At 61.2% G+C, this 17,754-nt stretch carries 15 protein-coding genes; 10 read left to right on the top strand and 5 right to left on the bottom strand.

Annotated elements, in window-relative coordinates; all coding sequences use genetic code 11:
* The first annotated feature begins 63 nt into the window (after window positions 1–63).
* The 4 genes from MHAR_RS00075 (at window position 64) to MHAR_RS00060 (ending at window position 4,141) form a co-directional block, all read left to right on the top strand.
* On the top strand, window positions 64–1,158 hold the full coding sequence (locus MHAR_RS00075; protein WP_014585597.1) for a DUF373 family protein: 1,095 nt from the start codon (window positions 64–66) through the stop codon (window positions 1,156–1,158).
* A gap of 25 nt (window positions 1,159–1,183) precedes the next feature.
* Window positions 1,184–2,074 carry a tributyrin esterase gene (locus tag MHAR_RS00070; protein ID WP_014585596.1) on the top strand — a complete coding sequence of 297 codons (891 nt, stop codon included), beginning with the start codon at window positions 1,184–1,186 and terminating at the stop codon, window positions 2,072–2,074.
* A gap of 91 nt (window positions 2,075–2,165) precedes the next feature.
* Entirely contained in the window at window positions 2,166–2,942 is a 777-nt protein-coding gene (locus MHAR_RS00065; RefSeq protein WP_014585595.1) for an ABC transporter ATP-binding protein, read from the top strand.
* On the top strand, window positions 2,930–4,141 hold the full coding sequence (locus MHAR_RS00060; protein ID WP_014585594.1) for a SufB/SufD family protein: 1,212 nt from the start codon (window positions 2,930–2,932) through the stop codon (window positions 4,139–4,141). The genes MHAR_RS00065 and MHAR_RS00060 overlap by 13 nt, the downstream gene beginning before the upstream one ends.
* 10 nt (window positions 4,142–4,151) lie before the next feature.
* Here MHAR_RS00060 and MHAR_RS00055 read toward each other — a convergent pair whose 3' ends face one another.
* Genes MHAR_RS00055 through MHAR_RS00045 form a run of 3 tightly spaced genes read right to left on the bottom strand, consistent with a single transcriptional unit; the run spans window position 4,152 to window position 5,436 of the window.
* Window positions 4,152–4,664, bottom strand: a complete 513-nt coding sequence (locus tag MHAR_RS00055; RefSeq protein ID WP_014585593.1) for an NTPase — start codon at window positions 4,662–4,664, stop codon at window positions 4,152–4,154.
* The gene (locus tag MHAR_RS00050) at window positions 4,643–5,104 is read right to left on the bottom strand and encodes a toprim domain-containing protein (protein WP_014585592.1); all 462 of its coding nucleotides are present in this window, start codon (window positions 5,102–5,104) and stop codon (window positions 4,643–4,645) included. Before MHAR_RS00050 ends, MHAR_RS00055 begins: the two co-directional genes overlap by 22 nt.
* Window positions 5,101–5,436, bottom strand: coding sequence for a DUF167 domain-containing protein (locus MHAR_RS00045; RefSeq protein ID WP_014585591.1), 336 nt, complete (start codon window positions 5,434–5,436; stop codon window positions 5,101–5,103). Before MHAR_RS00045 ends, MHAR_RS00050 begins: the two co-directional genes overlap by 4 nt.
* A gap of 194 nt (window positions 5,437–5,630) precedes the next feature.
* Here MHAR_RS00045 and MHAR_RS00040 point away from each other — a divergent pair, with 194 nt between their 5' ends.
* Together MHAR_RS00040 and MHAR_RS00035 are read left to right on the top strand one after the other, a co-directional pair.
* Complete coding sequence (locus tag MHAR_RS00040) at window positions 5,631–7,007, top strand: phosphoribosylaminoimidazolecarboxamide formyltransferase (RefSeq protein WP_014585590.1); 1,377 nt, start codon at window positions 5,631–5,633, stop codon at window positions 7,005–7,007.
* A gap of 58 nt (window positions 7,008–7,065) precedes the next feature.
* Window positions 7,066–8,454 (top strand): right-handed parallel beta-helix repeat-containing protein, encoded by a 1,389-nt coding sequence (locus MHAR_RS00035; protein WP_014585589.1) that lies wholly within the window; start codon window positions 7,066–7,068, stop codon window positions 8,452–8,454.
* Here MHAR_RS00035 and MHAR_RS00030 read toward each other — a convergent pair.
* The gene (locus MHAR_RS00030) at window positions 8,451–9,263 is read right to left on the bottom strand and encodes an aspartate dehydrogenase (protein WP_014585588.1); all 813 of its coding nucleotides are present in this window, start codon (window positions 9,261–9,263) and stop codon (window positions 8,451–8,453) included. The two genes, MHAR_RS00035 and MHAR_RS00030, sit on opposite strands and share 4 nt — an antisense overlap.
* A 40-nt stretch (window positions 9,264–9,303) precedes the next feature.
* On the opposite strand from MHAR_RS00030, the gene nadC reads away from it, so the two are divergent.
* The 3 genes from nadC (at window position 9,304) to MHAR_RS00015 (ending at window position 12,613) form a co-directional block, all read left to right on the top strand.
* The gene (nadC, locus tag MHAR_RS00025) at window positions 9,304–10,119 is read left to right on the top strand and encodes a carboxylating nicotinate-nucleotide diphosphorylase (protein ID WP_048144170.1); all 816 of its coding nucleotides are present in this window, start codon (window positions 9,304–9,306) and stop codon (window positions 10,117–10,119) included.
* A gap of 70 nt (window positions 10,120–10,189) precedes the next feature.
* The gene (locus MHAR_RS00020) at window positions 10,190–11,380 is read left to right on the top strand and encodes a BatD family protein (protein ID WP_014585586.1); all 1,191 of its coding nucleotides are present in this window, start codon (window positions 10,190–10,192) and stop codon (window positions 11,378–11,380) included.
* 129 nt (window positions 11,381–11,509) lie between these two features.
* On the top strand, window positions 11,510–12,613 hold the full coding sequence (locus MHAR_RS00015; protein ID WP_048144169.1) for a cell division protein FtsZ: 1,104 nt from the start codon (window positions 11,510–11,512) through the stop codon (window positions 12,611–12,613).
* Window positions 12,614–12,754: 141 nt separating this feature from the next.
* On the opposite strand, the gene tnpC is transcribed toward MHAR_RS00015, so the two are convergent.
* Entirely contained in the window at window positions 12,755–14,071 is a 1,317-nt protein-coding gene (gene tnpC, locus MHAR_RS00010; RefSeq protein ID WP_014585584.1) for an IS66 family transposase, read from the bottom strand.
* Window positions 14,072–15,275: 1,204 nt separating this feature from the next.
* Between tnpC and MHAR_RS00005 the strand changes: the two genes are divergently transcribed.
* Entirely contained in the window at window positions 15,276–17,705 is a 2,430-nt protein-coding gene (locus tag MHAR_RS00005) for a DUF11 domain-containing protein (protein WP_048144168.1), read from the top strand.
* Window positions 17,706–17,754 lie beyond the last annotated feature (49 nt).

Genomic DNA, 17,754 nt, shown 5'->3' with positions numbered 1-17,754 from the left:
TCTCCGCCATAGGACGAGCTCGGAGAATCTTTAAGTACGTTCTTATCCCTATTTGAGGACGGTATGGAAATCCTGGTGCTCTGCATCGACAGAGACGACGACCTGGGCCGGAAGGCGGGGATCGAGAGCCCCGTCGTCGGGAGGGCGGCCAACGTCGAGGCGACCCTCTCCCTCGGCCTCGCCGACCCCGAGGACTCGGACGTCAACACCATCCTCGGCGGGATCCAGGTCTACGACGACTTCGCCTCCCAGGGGCGGACCGTCGAGATCGCCTCGGTGGCTGGGGACCCCAACGTCGGCCTCGTCTCCGACGGTAAGATAGCCCATCAGATCGACTACCTCCTGGAGAGGTTCAGGCCGGAGGGGGTGGTGGTCGTCTCCGACGGGGCGGAGGACGAGGCGATCCTCCCGATCATCCAGTCCCGGGTTAAGGTCGAGGGGGTGAAGAGGGTCCTCGTCAAGCAGAGCCACAACCTGGAGAGCACCTACTACCTCTTAAAGCAGGTCTTCCGGGACCCGAAGATCAGCCACACCTTCTTCATACCGATAGGCCTTGCCCTCCTCATCTACTCGACCTTCAGCTTCCTGGGGAGGTCGGACTTCGCCGTCGTCGCCATCCTCGCCGCTGTGGGGGTCTACCTCCTCTTCCGGGGTCTGGGGCTCGACGACTTCATCGAGAGCACCAAGGAGACCTTCAAGGGGAACCTATACCGCGGGAAGGTCGCCTTCGTCACCTACGTCCTGGCGGCGGTCCTGGTCCTGATCGCCACGATCCAGGGGTCTGCCAGGTTCTGGGACTACTACACCGGGGATATATGGTACGGGTACATAGTCCTCGTCATGGTCTTCGTCAACTACAGCGTCTGGTGGTACGTCGCCGCCGCCATCTGCGTCAACCTCGGCAAGATCCTGGACCTCTACCTCGAGGGCGGCAGGGACGAGCGGTCCTACACCTACCACTCTTATCCCTTCTTCATCTTCGCCACCGGCCTCATATTCTGGTCCGCCAGCGCCTTCATCCTCGTCAACAGCGCCGGGGTCGCCTTCCCCCTCATCTCGGGGCAGAGCACCCAGTACCTGGCGGCCTCCGCCATCCTCGCCATCATCATCGCCCTCGTAGGGGTGAAGATCTCCAAGAGGGTGGTGGCGGGCAGATGAGGCCTCTCGTTCCGGGGCCCCTCCCATGATCGAGATCGACGCCGGGGGCGAGAGCTGCCTCTGCGACTTCACCTTCGACTTCTACTGGCAGCACCAGGGCTCCCGCCTCGACCCCGAGGGGGTCGTCTCCGGCGCCACCACCTGGAGGGGGCTGGTGGAGGCCCTGAGGCGGGGCGAGGGCGTGATGATCCGGGGGGACGTCGGCGGCCGCCTCGGCTCGAGCCTCGGGGTAGACCTGGCGAGCTTCGGCGGGACGGGGGCGCCCATCGAGGCGACCGGCACCATCGTCGTCGACGGGGACGTCGGACCCCGGATGGGGATCAGCATGCTCCGGGGCTCGATCTACGTCAGCGGCTCCGTAGGGATGCCCGCAGGAAACGTCCTCGAGGTCGAGTCGGATCTGACCGGCTACCGTAGGTACCTCTCGATAACCGAGGTCCTGGAGCGGGGAGGCCTCGTCCTGGATCCCAACCGCATCGACGGGGGCGAGCTCGTCCTGGAGGACGGCCTCCTCCGGGAGACGTTGGCGGCGAGGTCCGGATCCGGCAGGAGGCTTAGGGTGGAGGGGGACGCCGGGATGAGCGCCGGGATCCTGATGAGGTCGGGCTCCATCGAGATAAAGGGGGACGCCGGGAGGAACGCGGGCGTTTTGATGAAAGGCGGCCGGATCGTCATCGCCGGGAAGGCCGACGACTTCACCGCCGCCGAGATGAGGGGGGGCGAGATCTTCGTCGCCGGGGACGCCGGAGGCTTCATCTGCGCCAAGATGACCGGGGGCGCCGTCTACGCCCAAAAGGGAAAGCCGATCCCCCCCGCCCGGGACCGGCCGGTGAGGGGGGAGGAGGTCGCCCTGGTCTCGAAGGCGCTGGGCGTCAGCTCCTTTTCAGCGATGACCTACCGGCGGTTCGGGGTCTGATCTTTGATGACATTCCGGCCGGAACTCTTCGGGCCAGGGAAGAACTGTTCTAAGGGGAAGCCATTATTAGTGAAGGCGGTGATATGGGTGTATGAGAACTCCGCATCGGTCATCCGAAGCGGCTCCAGGAGGCGGTTCGACGTTAGAAATTGATGATCTCTGGGTGAGGATAGGGGAGAAGCAGGTCCTGAAAGGGGTGGACATGAGCGTGGGGAAGGGGGAGACCCACGCCCTCTTCGGCCCCAACGGCTGCGGCAAGACGACCCTCCTCAGCACCATAGCGGGGATCCCCCGGTACGTGGTGGAGAGGGGGACGATCACCTTCAAGGGCGTCGACATAACCCACATGTCGATGCACGAGCGGGCGCGGCTTGGGATCGGGATCGCCTTCCAGCACCCGCCCACCATCCGGGGGCTGAAGGTCTTGGACATGATCAAGCTCTGTAACCCCCAGGCAGACGCCGGGAAGATCCTCGAGGACCTGGACTTCACCGAGTTCGCCGACCGGGAGGTGAACAGGGGCTTCTCCGGCGGCGAGGTGAAGCGGTCGGAGATGGTCCAGCTCCTCGCCCAGGAGCCGGACTTCGTGATGCTCGACGAGCCCGACTCCGGGGTCGACCTGGAGAACATCAAGGTCATCGGCCGGGCGATCAACATCCTCACCCAGAAGGACGCGAAGCCCTCCATGAGGACGAAGTCCGGGGTGATCATAACCCACTTCGGCCACATCCTCGACTACATGGCGACGGACAAGGCCCACGTCATGATCGAGGGGACGATCGTCTGCTCGGGAAGCCCGAAGGAGATTTTGGAACAGATCAAGGCCAACGGATACGAGGGGTGCGCCGCATGTCTATGTCCCGTCTAGAGGAGAAGGCGAAGAAGGCCGCCGACAAGAAGGCCGCCCTGGGGACGGATATAGATCTCGATACCTACGAGGCGGAGGCCGAGGAGGTCGGAGAGATCACAGAGCTGGAGATGCTCCCGGAGGCGGTCCAGACCGCTGCCCTCAGCGCCGGAGTGAGCCTCGCCGGCGAGGCCTCGGGCCACTACTTCCAGGTCGACCAGTCCCCCGTCCACAGGGGCTCCGCGGTGGAGGGGGTCGAGGTGATGGACATCGCCTCCGCCCTCAAAGAGCACAGCTACCTCGCCGACTACTTCTGGAAGCTCGTCCCCATCGACGCCGACAAGTACACCGCCGACGTGGGGATGCACCCGCCCGCCGGCTACTTCATCCGCGCCAAGCCCGGGACGAAGACCGTATTCCCCCTCAAGACCTGCCTATTTATGGGGGGGCATAACAAGCGGCAGCGGGTCCACAACGTCGTCATCGCCGAGGAGGGGTCCGAGCTTCACATCATCACCGGCTGCACCACCCCCTCCCACGCCGGGAGGGGCCTCCACCTGGGGGTCTCCGAGGTCTACGTCAAGAGAGGGGCCCACGTCACCTTCACCATGGTCCACAACTGGGGGGAGGAGGTGGAGGTGAGGCCGAGGGGGGCGAGCCTGGTGGAGGCCGGCGGTTCCATCACCGAGAACTACATCACCCTCACCCCCGTCAAGAGCCTCCAGGCCTTCCCAACGGCGACCCTCGCCGGGGAGGGGGCCGTCGCCAGCTTCAGCACCATCATGTACGCCCGCCGGGGAAATATCGACATCGGAAACCAGACGATCTTGGAGGCGCCCAAGACCAGCGCAGAGTCGATATCCAGGGTCGTATCCACCGGCGGCGAGATCATCAACCGGGGCCGGATGGTCGGGAAGGTCCCCGATATCCGGGCCCACGTCGAGTGCACCGGCCTCATCCTCACCGAGAAGGGAAGGATCTACTCCATACCGGAGCTGGACGGCTGGTGCGGGGGCCTCGACATGTCCCACGAGGCCGCCGTCGGGAAGATCTCCCAGCAGGAATTGGAGTACCTGATGGCCCGGGGGCTATCCCCCGACGAGGCGACGAGCGTCATCGTCCGGGGCTTCCTCGACGTGGAGATCAAGGGCCTCCCGCCGGCCCTCAGGGAGGAGATCCGGAATATCACAAAGCTCGAGGAGATCCACGGCGGCTCCTGAGGCGGAAGCCTCAGGGCCTCGTCTCGGCGGCCACCTCCCCGGCGAGGCGGTCCCGGCTCTCCGGGGTTACGACGAAGAGCCGGAACCCCTCCCGGATCTTCTTTGCGAGATGGTGCTCCGACCTCATATGAACGACGGCTAGGATCGGCTTATCGGAGTCGAGGGCCGCCTCCACCGCTTCGACGAACTCCTCGGAGAGGAGCTCCATCGGCCCCACCTCGTCGATGACCACCAGCTCCGCCTCCCGGACCGCCCTCTCGATCGCCCTCGCCCCCACCTCCTCCAGGTCGGCGAGGTGGACCCGGTACCTGCCGACCTTCGGCCCCGGCCCATCGAGGGAGGCGAGGGTCCCCACCTCTCCGGTGAGGAGGTCGGAGAGCTGAAAGCCGATCCTTCTACCACCGATCCGGACCTCCCGGGCAGAGACGCCCCCCGTTCTCCCGCCGATCAGTGCCGCCGCCCTCTCCACCAGGGTCGACTTCCCGACGCCGGGGGCGCCGGTCACCGCAGCTCTTCGGGACATATCTCAGACCTCACCCTTTCGACGAACCCGCTGAGGCTCTCGACGTCCTTTATCTCCCGGCGGACCATCCGCTTCAGCCGCTCCCTCGTCTCGGTATCGACCCTTGCCCCCATCCCCCGGAGGTGGAGCTCGATCCTCCTCGCCAGCTCGTCCCCGGCCCGGTCCCAGTCGGTGAGGATGACCACCTCTTCGTAGCCCATGACCCCGTCCTCCGCCACCTCCAGCGCCGGCCGCCGGGCGGCCCTGACGATCGGCCCCTCCACCCCCAGCTCCCGGAGGGAACGCTCGTCTCGCTCCCCCTCGACGACGATCGCTGCGCCCTCCCCCGAGGCCTCGAGGATCCCCGCCAGAAGCTCCTCCAGGGCGTCGGGGTCGATCCCGGCCCGCCTGCCCCTCCCCTCGTCGCCGCTCCTCCGGAGGGCTCGCCTTCTTCGGGTCATGGGGCCGGGAGCCCCCCGGCCGCCAGCCGCCTCGCCGCCTCCTCCGGGCCGACCCCCAGGACGATGACGGCCTTCCGGTAGCTCTTGGTGCCGGAGGCGACCTGGACCCGGTGGCTGGGGATCCCGAAGATCTCGGCTACTGCAGATTCGAGCTGTTGGTTCGCCCTCCCCCTCTCGGCCCTCTCGGTGAGCTTCGCCTCCAAGGCCTTCCGCCAGGGGTTATAGCCCGAGGGGACGAGGAGCCTCGACGACCCCGGAGCCACCTCAAACCGGATGAGGACCCCTTGGGGGTGGGGGTCTATCGCCTCCCGGGCGTCTTCGGGGGAGATCATGGTCAGAAGAGCGCCGCCGGGACGACTTAAATATTTGCCCCGTCGATCCGGCCTCCGCCAATTCGTCAAGTCCGGTTGCCAAATAGACCGCCTCGGGCCCGACGCGTTGGATGAAATTCGCCGCCTCTAGCCTCAAAATCGCAAATGAGGGGCAATGTTAAAATAACCTGGAGACCATTAGGATCAAGGTTTTCATGCAGATTAGGCAAGTTGTCGTCCTGGCAGATGAGCCCCCCGAGGTGAAGGATCTCCTCCGGGACCTGGAGGATAGAGGGATTGAGATCAAGAGGACCGCCGCCTCCGAGGTCCTGAGGGATCTCGCCTCCCCGGAGGGTGGGGGGGTATGGGGGCCGGAGAGCCTCATCCTCTTCGATCTGAACTTCGATTCGTCGCCGTCCTCATCGGTGATCGTCCGGGAGGCCGCAAATTGCGGCTCTGCGGTCCTCATCCGTTCGGGCTGGTGGGGGATCGTCATGGAGGATCTGATGGCCGAGGGGCGCCTCTCCGAGGAGACGAGACGGCTCCTCGCCACCGAAGCCCTTTACTTTTTAATAACCAGGGATGCGGAGAAGCTTTCGGCCCTCCAGGGTGAGGGCCCCCGCTACCTAGTGGAGACGTACGAGAAGGTCCAGGACCTCAGGTACGGAGAGAACTGGCACCAGACCGCCTCTCTGTACTCGAAGCCCGACGGCTTCGGCCTCCACCGGGCCCCCAAGCTCTGCGGGAAGGAGATGTCCTACAACAACGTCGTCGACGCCGAGACGACCCTGGAGATGCTGATGGACCTCCTGGAGTACGACGGGGTGAGGGAAGAGCGGGCCCTGGCGGTGATCGTCAAGCATGCGAACCCCTGCGGCGTCGCCTACGGCTCAAACGAGATCGAGGCCTATCGGAGGGCCCTCGCCACCGACCCCAAGAGCGCCTTCGGAGGGGTCATAGGCTTCTCAGAGCCGGTGGATGCGGACCTCGCCGAGGAGATGCGCGACCACTTCATCGAGGTCCTGCTGGCCCCCGGCTACGACCCCGAGGCCCTCGAGATCCTCCGGGAGAAGCCCAACCGGAGGATCCTGGAGATATCCGAGCTCCTCTCCGGCCGGAGCCGGCTCTACGCGGGGAGGCAGTCGAGGAGCGTCTTCGGCGGCCTCCTCGTTCAGGACTACGACACCGGGGACATAAAGGATTGGAAGGTGGTGACGGAGCGGGGGCCGACCCCTGCCGAGACACTGGCCCTCCGGTTCGCCTGGAAGGTGACGAAGTTCGTCAAGTCCAACGCCCTCGTCTACACCACCGCGAACCAGACGATAGGGATCGGCTCGGGGCAGGTCTCCAGGGTCGACTCGGCCCGGTTCGGGGCCGAGAAGGCCGAGGAGCACGGCCTGGATACCAGGGGCACGGTGGCGGCCACCGACTCCTTCTTCCCCTTCAGGGACGGCCTCGATCGGACCTTCGAGGCGGGGGCCACCGCCGTCGTCCATCCCGGAGGCTCCATCAGGGACGCTGAGGTGATAGAAGCTGCAAACGAACACGGCATGGCGATGGTCTTCACCGGCATGCGCCACTTCAGACATTGATCCGGGGCCCGGCCCCGTCGCATGGGGGAGCCATCCCCCACCGGCCCCAGCCCCGGCTATGGCATCGACCTTCATATCGGTATGGGTTCTCCTATTCGCCCTCGCGGGTACGGCCGGGGCATCTGAGATCCTCGTCGCCGGGGACCTCCAGGCGGCGATCGCGGGGGCGAGCCCCGGAGACACTCTGATCGTCCCCGCCGGGGTCTACCAGCCCTTCACCGTGGACAGGCCCCTCACCATCCTGGGGGAGGGGCGTCCGTCGGTCCGGGCCAAGACCCAGAATCCGGCGATCACCATCAGGGGCCACGGCGTGCAGATTCTGGGCTTCCAGGTCGACGGCGTCCCGAAGAACCAGGAGGACAAGTTCAGATTTTACATGGACCTGGCGAGCCGCAAGCCCCAGTACTCCCTGAACCAGCCCAACTCGGGGATCCTGGTGGATGGAAACGACGTCCTCCTCGAAGATATGATCGTGAACGGATCTGAGGCGGGGATCCTCGTCAAATATGCCAGAAACTTCACCATCCTAAACTCGTCCATCCAGAGATGTGATATCGGCCTATTGATCCAAGAGGGGAGCGGGGGACGGGTGGCGGGGTCGACTTTTCAGGATTGCAAGAAGTACGGGGCGAGCATAGAAGCCTCCAGCGGCTTCTCCCTGGAGAGGAACCAGGTCATCGGAAACCCCGGCGCCGGGATTATGCTCAAAGACTCCACCGGATGCACCCTCCGGTGGAACTCTTTTATCGAGAACTGGCAGGGGCTCTTTCTCTGGAACTCCTCATTCTGCGACCTGATGGAGAACGAGGCCGACCGGAACGTATACTACGGGATGGTCATCGCCTCGGGATCGAACAACTCGATCCTGAACAATGAGGCGAGGAAGACCGGCGGCGGAGGTTACGGCTTCCAGGGGTTCGGCATCAGCATCCAGGAGAACAGCACCTACAACCTGGTGGCCGGCAACGTCCTCTCCGAGAACCTCAACGGCCTCGACCTGACCAGGGGCTGCAGGTTCAACCTGATCTTCTCAAACGAGATCTACGAGAACAGCAACGGCATCCGGCTGGACAAGAACGAGAACAACCTCGTATACAAAAACAACTTCAGGCGCAACCTCATCACCGGCTACGACAACGCGAGCCACAACTTCTGGAACGGCTCCGTTGGAAACTACTACGACGACTACCGGGGCCGGGACCGGGACGGCGACGGGGTAGGGGACGATCCCTACTGGATACCTAAGGGGAGCAGCTGCGTCGTCGACTGGCGCCCCCTGATGACCCCCGCCGATGGCATCGTCGATATCGAGGAGGCCCGCCTCGACCTGGCCCGATACGCCACCTACAACCCCGAAGACGACCTCCCCTACAGGATGGAGAACGATACCATAGTGATCCGGAAGAAGGAGCCGGGGAAGACGGAGCCGGCCAAGTGGTGGGCTTAGGTTCCGATCTTCACCGGCTCGACGATCGACCGGAGGGTGGCGATCGCCGATAGGGCGGCGAGGCGGCTGGTCTTGGGGTTCCTCGGCGATGGGACGTTCTCGACCCGGGTGGTGATCCGACCGAAGTCCCCCTCCGCGCATATCTCGTGGATGTTCACCTCGATATCTGGGTCTGCCACTATCCTCACCCTCACCCTCGCCCCCCGGGCGGTGAGGCTTAAGGTAGCTGCGACGTTGACGTTGGCGGGAAAGGCCGATACCGCCTCCTCGGCGGGCCCCTCGAAGATCACCGTCGGCTTGGAGATCGCCGAGAGGTCGATCCCCCTATCCTCGATGTAGGGCGCCCCCGCAAACCCCCTGGGGTTCTTGGTGGTGGTGAGGGTGACGATGTCTATCCTTCCGGCCCCCGCGGACTTGAGGCCGTCGAGCCCTGATATCGCCCCCGAGGGGAGGTAAACCCGGCAGCCCCTATCCCTTGCGAGCTCCTCCACCGTCCGGCGGAGGCCGGGGTCCAGAAGGGCCCCTACGGACATGATCATCAGGTCCCGCCCCCTCCCGAGGGCTGCCCTGGCCACCTCGGGGACCGCCCTCTGAGAGGCAGCCTCCACCACGATATCGGAGCCCTCCACCAGTTCCTCCAGCTCCAGGAGCCTCGGCTTTCCCCTCAGCCCCTTCAACAGCTCCCGCGCCCTATCTCCGTTCCGATCGAAGACCGCCACCAGTTCCGCCTCGACCTCGCCTCTGTCTATCGCTCTTGCGATCTCCAGACCGATCGCGCCGCATCCCACCAGCCCTATCTTCAGAACCATCGGAGCCTATAAATCAATGGGACAACAAAACTTTTGCGGTATGCTTCCATCTGAGCTGGAGCGGTTCGTCAGGGAAGATCTGGGGGCGATGGAGGATGACATCCCCCCAGTCCCCGAAGTTGATGCGAAGGCTGCGATCGTGGCCAAAGAGAGGTGCGTCGTTTCTGGGGTCGCGGAGGCCTTCGCCATCCTCAATTACTTCGGCCTCGAAGGGTCGGGGCTCGTCCCGGAGGGGGAGGAGGTGGCCGCAGGGAGGAGGGTGATGGAGATCCGGGGTCCAGCGGCGGCGATCCTCAGGGCCGAAAGGCTGGTCCTGAACTTCATGGGGAGGATGAGCGGGATCTCCACCCTCACCCGGGACTGCGCGGCCCTAGCCGGGAGGGTGCGGGTCGCCTCCACCCGGAAGACGACGCCGGGTTTTCGGTCCTTCGAGAAGAGGGCGGTGGCGGTGGGGGGCGGTGACCCCCACCGGTTCGACCTCTCCAGCTCCGTCATGATCAAGGACAACCACCTCAAGCTGATGAGCCTCGAAGAGGCCCTGGCCGCCGCCAGGCGGATGGCCAGCTTCACCAAGAAGATCGAGGTGGAGGTGGAGGGGGTCACCGACGCGGTGAAGGCGGCCCGGCTGGGGGCGGACATAATTATGTTCGACAACATGAGGCCGGATGAGATCCGGGCGGGGGTTGAGCTTCTCGTCCGGGAGGGGCTCCGAGACCGGGTGATCCTGGAGGCGTCGGGGGGGATAACCCCCGAGACGGTCCCCGAATACGCCGCCACGGGAGTGGACGTCATCTCCCTGGGAGCCCTCACCAGGTCCTCCCCATGGATCGACTTCAGCCTGGAGATCGAGGTCTGATCCCGGCCGGATAGATGGTAAACGTTATATTGACCGTCCTATTAACGAGGTCCAAATTCGGTGGGGTGGAATGCGACCGATCTATCTCGTGGCGATGGCTCTCTTCCTTATGGCCGCCATTCCGGCGGCACAAGCCGCCTCCGACGATGGGGGCGACAAGGCGGAGGATACCACATCCCGGGATTTCTCCCTCAGGGTGGGGGAGGGGGTGAGGATAGGAGACTATCGGGTGGAGCTGATAAACGTCGTATCGATGGTAGACGGCCTGATCGAGGTGAAGGTCTGGAAGAGGGTCGGCACCTTTGAGGACTGGAGGGTGATGGAGGATCACAGGGACGCCAACTTCGATGAGGGGGCCGACCGGGGCGGCCTCACCCTGACGGTCATCGACATCTTCGACGACGATACCGTCAGGATGAGGGCGAAGTACCGGTCGAGCTACGGATACCCCCAGAAGTATGTCACCGAGAGGGGGCTCGCCCCCAGGACCTTCCCGAAGCTGGAGGTTTCGACCTCCCTGGACAGAACGGACCTCAGCGTCGGAGACGAGGTGAAGGTGACGATCACCGTGACGAACGTCGGCAACGATACCGCCCGGGATGTGGCGGTCCAGGACTCTCCGCCGCTGCCGGCGTTCAGGTACGTCGCTGGATATCCCCCCAAGATCAAGAACAGCCTCCAGGTCGGCGAGTCCGACCTCGCCGTCTACTCGATGGTGGCGGCGACGGAGGGGGAGGCGAAGATCCCGGCGACGGTGGTCAGGTACGCCGACTCGAAGTCCGCGGTCTCCTCCGCCAGCTCAAAGGCCACCAGCGTCACCATCAAGCCCAAGAGGAAGCCGGATCTGCTCCTATCCGTCGCCTCCGCAGGTCCTATCAGCTATGGCGGGGAGGGGACGTTCACCGTCACCATAAGAAACCAGGGGGATGCCAGCGCTTCCAGGGTGGAGGTGAGGTCGAACCTCAGGTCCGTCGGATCCGACCTGGAGGTGGTGGAGGGGGCCCTCGATCAGAGCTTCTTTGAGATCCCGGCGGGAGGGTCTGAGAGCTACTCTGCGACCCTCCGGGGGTCCCGGGGCGGAAACTACACCATCGACCTTGTTGCCAGCTTCCAGGCCGACGGGGAGATGATGCAGCGAGGGACCTCCTTCGATGTGACGGTGCTGCAGAGGGAGCTCCCGTTCCTCTACCTCCTCCCCATCGTCCCCGCCGTCATCCTGGCGGCTTGGCTCTTCCGACGGTACAAAGAATATAAATATTAAGTCGGAGTCAGTTGATACAACCGATGAGCCCTCGGGACCCCGGGGAGGGGCGCGGAGGGCGTGACCTTAAAAAACGCCGCGGGGCGCCGGTATGGCGCCTCTCCATCCAACAATTCCGGACTGAGATATATGTTGAACGTACTGATGCTGGGGATCGGCCAATGTGGCAACAGGATCCTGGATGCCGTCAACCGGGAGGCCTTCGGAGGCTCCTCCAGGCTATCCAAGTACTATTCGCGGCAGAAGTTTCCCAGCCGGGTTGAGACCCTCGCCATCAACACCGCCGTAAATGACCTCAAGGAGCTCCGGTTCACCGCCGCCAAAGACCGGCTCCACGTCCCGAACCTCCACGGAGTCGGAGCCAACCGGGGGATCGGAAAGCAGGGCTTCTGGGAGAACCGCGAGATGATCATGGAGGAGATCGAGCGGAGGGGGGACTTCGACATCGCCTTCGTGATGACCTCCGCCTCCGGAGGGACCGGCTCCTCCTTCACCCCCCTCGTCGTCCACGAGCTGAGGGAGCGTTACAAGAAGATCACCGTCATCCCGGTGATGGTCCTCCCCTTCCGGGAGGAGGGGTCGATATACCTCCAGAACGCCGCCTTCAGCATGAGGGACATCATGGAGGTGGAGTCCGACGGGATCATCCTAGTGGACAACCAGTACCTGAAGCGGCTGAGCGGCGACATAAAGACCGCCTACGACAAGATTAACGAGATGGTGGCGGAGAGGCTCCTCTTCCTCATTGAGTCCTTAGATAGCGAGATGCTCTCGGTCACCGACCTCGGGGACTTCAAGACGGTGATGAAGGGAGGCCTGGGGATGGGGACCCTCGGCTTCTACGAGTCGGACAAGAAGACCGCCTCCCTCACCTCGGCGATCGAGAGCTCCCTCAAGCCGTCGGGGCTCCTCTACCCCGCCGACGTCTACGAGGACGCCGCGAGGGCGATGATCATCATCCAGGGGTCGAGGGACTCCCTCGACGTCGACGAGATCACCAAGTCCGTGGAGAAGCTCTCGACGAAGATCGGCCAGGTCTTCAAGGGTATCGTCATAAAGAAGGGGAGGCCGAAGATCCTCTCCGTCTTCACCCTCGGCCAGGTCCCCGACCTGGAGATGCTCTACGCCCAGGCCGCCCAGGCGATCCAGGACGAGAAGAGCCGGAAGACCAGAGCCAAAAAGCAGCTCGACGACGCCTTCGCCTACATCGAGGACCTGGAAGAGGTCTACTAGATCTTCCCGGATCGACCGGGGTCAGACTCCCCCGGTCTCCGCCGAGGTCCGGTGACGATCGGACGACGCGGCCGCCAGCTGGAGGAGGCGGCTCGGCAAACCCAGTCTTGACACGGCGCGATATTCGTCCGCCGTACGTGTTTAGCTGACCAGGCTCGATCTTAGCATCTTTAGGCCATCGAGTCCATTTTGCTCCCATGTCGCCAGCACGGTCATAATTCGTTCATGAATCGAAGTCCCTTTTTCATTTCGCAGTGTACCAATGATCTTTCTCAGAACGACATGCTCCCGGAGAGCCCTCTCTGCTCTATTATTGGTCGGCTCTACGGCGGGCTGGATGATAAACGTGAACCAGTACTCGAAGCCGTTACTAATTTTGCCGATTAGCTTTTTGACTTTCTCACTCATGTATTCTTTCATAATCCATTGGTGGAGCTTTGATCGTGCCATTTCCAACAATCCCATCCTGACTTCGGGTGGTGGATCGTTTTCTAGAGCATCAGTAAGTTCTTCATATAGATCCTTGAGATCCCCATGTAAAGGAACCGCCTCCTCAATCTTATCAGCAAGGTCCTTTGATTCTCGGAGTAGATGTGCCCAACATCGCTGTAACCGTTTTGTGAATTTGGCATAAGGCTTCCAACCATCGCACACTATGATGCCATCGAATCTTCTTGTCAGAACTTCCATCAGGACCTTCATCCCACGACTCTTTCGTATCACAACAAACGTCTCAGATGGTGTGGTAAATACCCAGATCCAGTGACGCTCTCCTTGGACCTTTATCGACGTTTCATCCACATACAGGATTGGTGCATTCCGAACGCTGTTTAAAATTGCATCATATTGAGACTGAACCGCATCAGCAGCTCTGCGAGTCAGATCGAGGACCGTAGCTGCGCATATGGTCAGTCCATGCAATCGCTTCAGTGCATTTTGGATCTTCCTGTGGGGTAGCCTATCCTCGTATTTCAGTAACGTTGTCTGCGCAATTACATTGTTTCCGAATCTGCCTTCTGCAGGAAGATCATGATCGCTGGCTACAACTTCCTTTTGACAAGATGGACATCTGTAATGAGCAATCTTGTATTCGGTGACGATTATCGGCTGGGGTTCAGGGATTTCCTCGATGATCTTTGACTCTTTTCTGATAGGATCGCCAAGCTTGGCTCCGCAATCTGGGCAAAGATCTATGGCGACTTCGACTTGTCTATCAGGATTGGCACGAGGTCTTGATACCCCTTTATGACCCTCTTTTTGGCCTGGTTTCCCATTAAACCCTTCGTCATACCCTTTTTTCCGTTTGCGACCTCGTCTCAAGCTCGGCGGAGTATGGGCATTCTCATATTTAGCTAGTCGAGCTTCAAGCTTCGCTATCTGTTCTCTTTGAAACTCATTCTCACGCTTTAATCGTTCATTCTCAGCTTTAAGTTGCTTGATTATCTCTTCTTCGTGCATACTCCCAACTAGCAGGTATAGCGAAAGAATTATATAATTTTTCTGGTCGAGGTGGATTCTAGGTCAATTCGCATGAATTGAGGATGGAGCTAAACACATACCGTCCGCCTTAATTTTGATCTCTCTTCTCTGCGCTCCTCACCTCACTATCCGCCGAAGGGAAGGCTTCACCTCCCTTCTCGCAGTCTCGGCCGGGAGGCGGCCGCTCAGTGGCTGGCCAGCCCTCGATCCGCGCCGTTGGCACTGGGAGGCTGAGGACAGCCAAGCTCAGATCTAACGAAAATTTTCGTTTTTTGTCTCTGTTACGACCATTTTTAATAAAATTTGGAGGAAATATGGCGTCATAGATGGAGCGAAATGTTTATCGTATGATGCCTCTTCTGTATATGTGGAGGGAAGTCACCTGTCAGGTCCATCTCGGTTGCTGGCGCTTTTAGCTTGCCTTTTTGTGTTTCAGACGGTTTATGCACAAGATATAAGGCCGCCGAATATTCTCGGTATCGACTATCCGCCGGAAGGTTCTCCTTCGATCAAGCTAAAAGAAGGGGATTCTGTGGGGAACAACTTTGGAGACCCCAATATTGAGCTGGATACCAAGCCGCCAGAGATCTTAAGCTTTGATTTCAGCCCAAAGGTGATAGACGCCTGGACATCGTCCCAGGAGATCACAGTTACTTTAAAGGTAAGCGATGACCTTAGCGGCTTTGCGTCATCAGAGATCAGATTTTGCAGTCCATCGGGGGATCAATATATTGATAACAAGCTACCCTTTACACCCATCGATCCTCCCTTTATGCTCTTTGATTCTGGACGATTTGAGACTTCCGATACTAAAATAAAAGTTCCTCGATACAGCGAAAAAGGCACTTGGGAGCTGTCCTTCCTGATCCTGGTCGATCGTGCGGGAAATGAAGTGCGCTTGGAGATGGAAGATTTAGTGGCGATGGGATTTCCGACCGAGTTTGAGGTGGTATCTGAAGGCGACACGAAGCCGCCCAGCATTCTGAGCTTTGAGATCCATCCCAAGTTGATAGACACGTCCAACTCCTCTCAGACTGTCACCATAAACGCACATTTGACCGACGACCTGAGTGGATTGGATTCGGCAACCACTTGCATTACTCGGCCCTCAAAATGGTTGACCTGCTGTTATGGAGGAGGGGGCCTCAGGTCCGAACAAAATTATTATACATATGAGCTTGAAATGGAATATCCTCAAGGTAGTGAAGAGGGGATCTGGGAGATAGCCCACTTCAACTTTACTGATCTGGCTGGAAACAGGAGGGATCTGAGCAAAGAAGATCTGGAGAAGCTCGGCTTTCCCACCGAGTTTCGGAACCTGCCGCCTGACAAGAGAATTCCCGGGCTTGAGATAGAAAAGAGAGCGTCTTCGAGGACCGTCGCCCCGGGAGACCTGTTGAATTACACCATAATCTACACGAACACAGGATACAATCGCCTGACCGAGGTGGTGATAACCGAGAAGTATCCAGCAGGGGTCGAGTTCATCTCCTCGTCTCCAGCGCCCGACCCCGGCACTAGGAACCAGTGGACCATCGGTGATCTGCCCGTGGATGGCACAGGTAAGATCATCGTGACCGTAAGGGTTTCTCAGCTGCAGGATCTAGAATTCTCCGGATATGGAGAGATATCTGGAGAGGGGTTCGTAAATACCAGAGGAAGCGTTTCCACAAGCAGAGACCCCCTCGACCTGAAAAACTCCGTCACCATCACTTCTGCAGAGACCGTCCCCATGAGCGCTTCAGCCTCAGTGACTGTGGAGGATTCCGGAACAGAGCTTGATATCCATGAGCACGGCTCAGGCCTCTACGACAGCGAGGAGACGGTGTTGCTTCTGACGGAGAACAAGTCCATCGAGATGATGAAGGACGTCTCGGCGACCTACGCTCCGACGACCCTGGGGCTCTACAACAACCGGACGGTAGCCTTCGCGTCGAAGTGGACCGAGGAGGCTCGGGCGAAGAACCGGGTCACCGGCACCAGCATGAGCGAGTCGTATCGATACGCCACGTTCATCGATCGGGAGTCGAGGCTCCTCCTCGACGAGAACCAGTCGTTGATGGATATCGATTCGACCTTCGACGGCATGGGCTCTATGGGCTTTCTGAAGATGCCGAGCACGTCGTCCAACCAGACGGCCCCAATCTTTGAGGCGACCGAGGACTATACGGGAAGCTTCAAGGTCGTAGAGCGGATCGACGAGTACGGCTCCGGCGTCTCGTCGGAGAAGGCGGCCTCCGGCGCTGGGCTCGTCGTCGTGGACAAGCGCCTCGGCGACAGCCAGAGGTCCTACGAGTCCGGTACGGGCAGCTACGACTCCGAGGAGCTGATCGAGACCTACACCAGCTACATCGCCAAGGACATCTCTCTCGTCCACGCCCCAATGAACCAGAGCTTCACCGACGACTTCTCTTTCGTCGGCGCCTCCATGAAGTGGAAGGAGGGTATGTACTCCAAGGTCGAGAACACGAGCTACATCGGCGAGGAGTACACTTCCATCACTGAGCTCGACAAAGAGACGGTGGCCCGGGGCCTGAACGATATGGCGACGGACGCCGACTTCTCGGGCCGGGCAAGATATCGGGTGGTCCTGGAGGACGAGGTCGACTTCGACGAAGAGTATGAGGGCGACTACTCGGTGGAGCGGAGGGTGATCTTCACCGGCGTCGCCAAGTACGACCGGCCCCACCTGAACGTCACCAAGACCCTGGACGGGATCGTCGAGGAGATGGAGCCCTGGGGCTACAACGAGACCCACCTTCCTGGCGAGGAGAAGATCCGAAAGGTCGCGACCTACACCATAGCAATCGAGAACGACGGGAACGCCGCCCTCGGGCCGATTTATGTTAAGGACCTCTTCCCGCCGGGGGCGATCTTCAAAGAGCCCTCGTCGCTCCGGCCGACGGAGCTGACTGGGACGAGCGCCAACTGGACTCTGACCCACCTGGGCATCGGCGACGTGGTGGAGATAACCCTACAGCTTGACGTGACCAAGCGCTATCCCCAGGAGCTGACCAACAGAGTTCAGGTCTGCGGCGGCATAAATAGTGGCGCCCAGTATGTCTGCGCCTCGAACTTCAGCGCTCTGGAGTTGAACTGGCTCAGCTGCTGCGCGAGCGGGACGGTCTCGTTGATCAAGACGGCGGAGCTGGACGGGGCTAATGCGAGCGTCGTCTGGTACAGGATCGATATCACAAACCACGACAACGTCGCCAGGGTGGCGACGGTGACCGATCACCTACCCGAAGGGATGATTTTCCTGGACACGATGGTCCCCTTCGCGTCCTACGATGGCCGCACCATCACTTGGAACCTGATCGAGATCGCGCCGCTTGAAACGGTGACCATACCCTATCGTGTATCGGCGCAGCACCCCGGCCGGTTCGTCAACTCCGTTGAGGTCGATCCGCGGTCCGTCGACGGCCCCGTCGTCCAGCCGATCCGGGCAAGCTCGGTGATCGAGGTCGGCGAGCCGGACGAGTGCGAATCCACAGCCTGCGGGCTGTGGAGCCCCCCTGCTTGGGACTTCGAATACGTCGGCAGCTTTGCAGGCGAGATGACATGCGAGGATCTTACGACATGTGTCGGAGGAACATCCTGCCCTGCGGCCTGAACAGGCGCAGGGCCTCACTTCTTTCCTCATTCTGAGCTCTTTTTTTCTC

Origin of the sequence: Methanothrix harundinacea 6Ac (assembly GCF_000235565.1) — an archaeon.
GTDB lineage: Archaea > Halobacteriota > Methanosarcinia > Methanotrichales > Methanotrichaceae > Methanocrinis > Methanocrinis harundinaceus.
The sequence above is the reverse complement of the archived record's forward strand: the minus strand, read 5'-3'. Positions and strand labels throughout refer to the sequence as shown.